The organism is Bradyrhizobium sp., from assembly GCF_049691595.1.
Taxonomy (GTDB): Bacteria; Pseudomonadota; Alphaproteobacteria; order Rhizobiales; family Xanthobacteraceae; genus Bradyrhizobium.
On record NZ_JBAVNZ010000408.1, the window covers coordinates 1 to 4,065 of the forward strand.

The 4,065-nt window shown below is 65.6% G+C and carries 5 protein-coding genes and 1 tRNA gene; 3 read left to right on the forward strand and 3 right to left on the reverse strand.

Annotated features, from left to right (window positions below; genetic code table 11):
* Positions 1 to 110 precede the first annotated feature (110 nt).
* From WCE35_RS17400 to WCE35_RS17410, 3 genes are all read right to left on the reverse strand, one after another.
* Positions 111 to 187: transfer RNA gene (locus WCE35_RS17400), tRNA-Arg, on the reverse strand.
* 299 nt (positions 188 to 486) lie between these two features.
* On the reverse strand, positions 487 to 1,392 hold the full coding sequence (locus tag WCE35_RS17405; RefSeq protein ID WP_424594567.1) for a dihydrodipicolinate synthase family protein: 906 nt from the start codon (positions 1,390 to 1,392) through the stop codon (positions 487 to 489).
* Positions 1,393 to 1,481: 89 nt separating this feature from the next.
* The gene (locus WCE35_RS17410; protein WP_424594570.1) at positions 1,482 to 2,960 is read right to left on the reverse strand and encodes an ATP-binding protein; all 1,479 of its coding nucleotides are present in this window, start codon (positions 2,958 to 2,960) and stop codon (positions 1,482 to 1,484) included.
* Between the two features lie 375 nt (positions 2,961 to 3,335).
* Between WCE35_RS17410 and rpmH the strand changes: the two genes are divergently transcribed.
* The 3 genes from rpmH to WCE35_RS17425 all read left to right on the forward strand — a co-directional run.
* Entirely contained in the window at positions 3,336 to 3,470 is a 135-nt protein-coding gene (gene rpmH, locus WCE35_RS17415) for a 50S ribosomal protein L34 (protein WP_008542748.1), read from the forward strand.
* A gap of 25 nt (positions 3,471 to 3,495) precedes the next feature.
* Positions 3,496 to 3,867 carry a ribonuclease P protein component gene (rnpA, locus tag WCE35_RS17420; RefSeq protein WP_424594568.1) on the forward strand — a complete coding sequence of 124 codons (372 nt, stop codon included), beginning with the start codon at positions 3,496 to 3,498 and terminating at the stop codon, positions 3,865 to 3,867.
* A gap of 15 nt (positions 3,868 to 3,882) precedes the next feature.
* Positions 3,883 to 4,065, forward strand: a 183-nt coding sequence (locus tag WCE35_RS17425) for a hypothetical protein (protein ID WP_424594569.1), incomplete at its 3' end; no start/stop codon positions are given.

The following is a 4,065-nucleotide window of genomic DNA, read 5'->3' on the forward strand; positions in this document are numbered from 1 at the left end:
TGATCTCGCGAGACGCGCTGTCTCCGCAATTCGCAACGCGAGGACGATTTGGCGGGGTTCGTAAAGTCGACGGCGACGAGATCACACTGCATCGTGCAAAAACTTACAAATGGCGCGCCCGAAGAGATTCGAACTCCTGACCCCCAGATTCGTAGTCTGGTGCTCTATCCAGCTGAGCTACGGGCGCGTTTCTCGCTTGCCATGCTGGGCTCGAAAGCCCGGGTGCATTCCGAAATATGTCCGGACACGTCGCGAAAGAGCGCCTTAGCTACCCGCTCCGGCCCGGATTGGCAAGGTCTGCGAACGCGGGATAAGCGCATCGATCCGATCGGGCGACTGGCGGAAATGACCGCCAGATCCGGCACAAACCGAGGGTCCTTTTGTCGGCGGCCCGCGCGTTGCGGACCCCAAGCGGTTCCGCCGGACGGTCGGGAATCGATCCGGACGGCGACCGATGGTCCTCGCCGGGCAGATTATTCGAGCCCGTCAGCCGGCCGCGGCGTTGCTTTGCGGCAGCGGCGCAAGCCCCTGCAGCGCCTTCCGGATCGCGTGCTGCTGCGCCGCGGACGGCTCCGGCATCGGCGCGCGCGACCAGGTTTTCGGCAAGCCTTGCAGGCTCTGTGCGAACCTTGTGCATGCCGGAAGATTGTCGGCCATGATGGCATTCCAGACCGCGAGCAGCCGCGCGTGCAGTTCCAGCGCGCGGCGATGGTCGGCCGCCTTGACGGCGTTCCAAAGCTCGACCGAGGCGTGGGGTGCGGCGCTCAGGATCGCGGCGATCGAGCCGTGCGCACCGAGCGTGTAGGACGGATACATCAGGGCATCGACGGCGCTGTAGATCAGTCGGTCCGGCGCCATCACCATCAGGTCCGCGAACAGCTTCAGATCGCCGGCGCTCTGCTTGACGCCGACCACGAGCGGGACCTCGGTCATGATGCGCGTCAGCAGCGCGGGCGACAGATAGGACCACGGCACCACATTGTAGATGATGATCGGCATCCCGGTCTCCCCGGCCATGGCGCGGAAATGCGCGACCATGGCCTCGTCATCCGGCTTGAACAGGTAATGCACCGGCGTGACCTGCAGCGCGGCGACGTTGAGGTCGCGAACGAGCTGCCCACGCCTGATCGCGTCACGGGTCGAGTCGACGATGATGCCTGCGATCACCGGCACCCGCCCGTTCGCCGCATCAACCGCGGAGGCGACGAGATCGCGATATTCCTCATGGTCGAGCGTGTGGCCCTCCCCCGTCGAGCCGCCGGCCGCCAGTCCATGCGCGCCGGCGCCGATCAGCCAGTCGACTTGCGGCGCCACCAGCTTGAAGTCGATCGTGCCGTCCTTGCGAAACGGCGTGGTCATCGGCGGAATGACGCCGGTTGGACGGACTTTCATTTGATCCTCCCGCAAGCAGGCTTTTGCAGGATTTGGCCCCGAACCGGGGAAATATGCAACGGGTGGTTTTGGCCGGCGGATCCTGGCCTCTATGCCATTGCCCGCTCGTTGCGGACGCTCTGCAGTTCCACCGGCCGGTCGGGGATCGAGACCCGGAAGGTGGCGCCGATGGTGCCTTCGACCAGATGGATGTCGCCGCCATGGGCGCGCACCAGCTCGGCGGCGATTGCGAGCCCGAGTCCGCTGCCGCCGGGCCGGCCCGAGGTCTGGAATGCCTCGAACAGCCGCTCGCGCGCGTCGGGCGCCACGCCGGGGCCGGTATCGGACACCTCGATGATCGCCACCGAGCCCTCGCGACGGCCGGTGATTCGGATCTGCAACGCGCCGGCCTCGCTCTTCGGCCGGCTCTCCAGCGCCTGCGCGGCGTTGCGCACGAGGTTGAGCAGCACCCGAAACAACTGGTCGGGATCGGCGTCGATGACCAGCCCGCGCTCGATCGCGCCGACCCAGCCGATCGATGCGTCGGAGGCGAGGCCTGCGGATTCGCGCACCTCCGCCACCACGGGCTCGACCAGGATCATGCGGCGGTCGGGAGCGGCTTCCTGCGCGCGGCCATAAGAGAGTGTCGACTGACAGAACGCGATGGCGCGCTCCAGCGAACGCATCAGTTTCGGCGCAAAGCGCTGCACCCGGGGATCGGGCACGCTGGCGAGCTGGTCCGACAACAATTGCGACGAGGCCAGGAGATTGCGCAGATCGTGGTTGATCTTGGAGACCGCGAGACCAAGGGCCGCGAGCCGGCTCTTCTGATGCAGCATCGACACCAGGTCGCGCTGCATGTCGGACAATTCGCGTTCGGCGACGCCGATCTCGTCGCCGCGCTGGCTCGGCACGATGATCCGCGCCGAACTCTCCGGGTTTTCGTGGAAGCCGACCAGGCTCGCCGTCAGCCGCCGCATCGGCCGCACGAACAGATAATTCAAAGCGAGATAAACCAGTCCCGCCGTGAGAATCGCGATCCCGAGCGAAACCAGCAGAAGATTGCCGGAAAAACGGTACATCGCCTTGCGCAACGGCAGTTCATCGATCACGACCTCGATGAATTGCCCCCCGCGCGGCGCCGGGCCGACCACGCGGATCGACTGGTTGCCGCTCTCGAGCATGGTCTCGAAGGAATCGACGATCGCCGACCACGCCGTCATGGTCCGCATGTCGATATCGTGATCGATCGCCTCCGGCAGGTCGGCGCTGGCCAACAGCCGGCGCTGCTGCCCCATCTTGATGGCAACCGCGCGGGCGCCGATGCTGGTCAAAATCTGCCGCGCCAGCGAATCCGGGACCATGCCGGACGGCGCGGCATCCAGCACCAGCGCCGCGGTGTTGGCCGCCGCCAGGCGGTCGTTCAGCCGGTTCATGCGGAAATTCGCGATCGCGGGCACATAGATCAGCATCCCCGCGATCATGACCAGGGGAATCGTCAGCAGCAGCAGCTTGCCGGACAGGCCGAGCCGGTACGGCGGCTTCGGCCGCGGCTTTTCCCCATCCGGCTGGTCGTCGGTGATTGCCACGATATCGGCCTTCCATGACGCGCGTTTCAGGATGCGGCCCCGCCCCGAACCGGTCAAATTACGGATCGCTAATGCAGTCGGGTTCAGGATCACGCCGACATGGCGCGCCGTCCCGAAAAACACCGCAAAAACAAATATATTCGCTCCAATTGCGACGTTTCAAAGAACCCCGAATGCGACGCGCCGCGACATTGACGAAAACAGGTCGCTCCCGTATAAGCCGCGCAATTGTCCGCGATGGCCCGGTTCGACCGGGAGGCGGCGCATTTGGGGCCGCAAACGGCCCGTTTTGGGCCCGCCAGCATCGCCGGACTTACCTCAATTCGCACTTATCCCAACTCAGTGGCATCTTGCCCGGTCAGCGGAGAACTACCCGTGAAGCGGACTTATCAACCCAGCAAGCTGGTGCGCAAGCGCCGTCACGGCTTCCGCGCCCGTCTCGCCACCGCCGGCGGCCGCAAGGTCCTGGCCGCGCGCCGTGCCCGTGGCCGCAAGCGTCTGAGCGCCTGAGCCGGGCGTTTCCGGAGATTTCATTATGGATCGGCTAAGGCAGCGGGCGGACTTCCTCGCCGTTGCCAATGGTGCGCGGGCGAACGGCAAGGCCTTCGTGCTGCAGGGCCGCCGCCGCGACGATGATGGTCCGGTCCGGGTCGGCTTCACCGTCACGAAAAAGAACGGAACCGCGACCGAGCGCAATCGCATCCGGCGCCGGCTTCGCGAACTGGTGAAGCGGCTCGACGTCATATCGATGCGACCGCACCATGATTATGTGCTAGTCGGCCGGCGGGCCGCACTCTGCTGCGACTTCGCGACCATGCTCGAGGACCTTCGCGCGGCGCTCCATCGCCTCGACCGGTCGCCGCCAAGGATGGGCAGCACGAAAGCGCCTGCAACCCGAATTGAATGACGAGACCTTGAAACGATGACCGACAACCGAAACACCATCCTCGCCGTCATTCTGTCCGGCCTCGTGCTGATCGCCTGGCAATATTTCTACAACATGCCGCAGATGGAGAAGCAGCGCGCCGCGCAGCAGGCCCAGAGCGAGATGGCGAAGCCCACGCCGCAGGCCGGAAGCACGGCCACCCCGGCGACCACTCCGCAG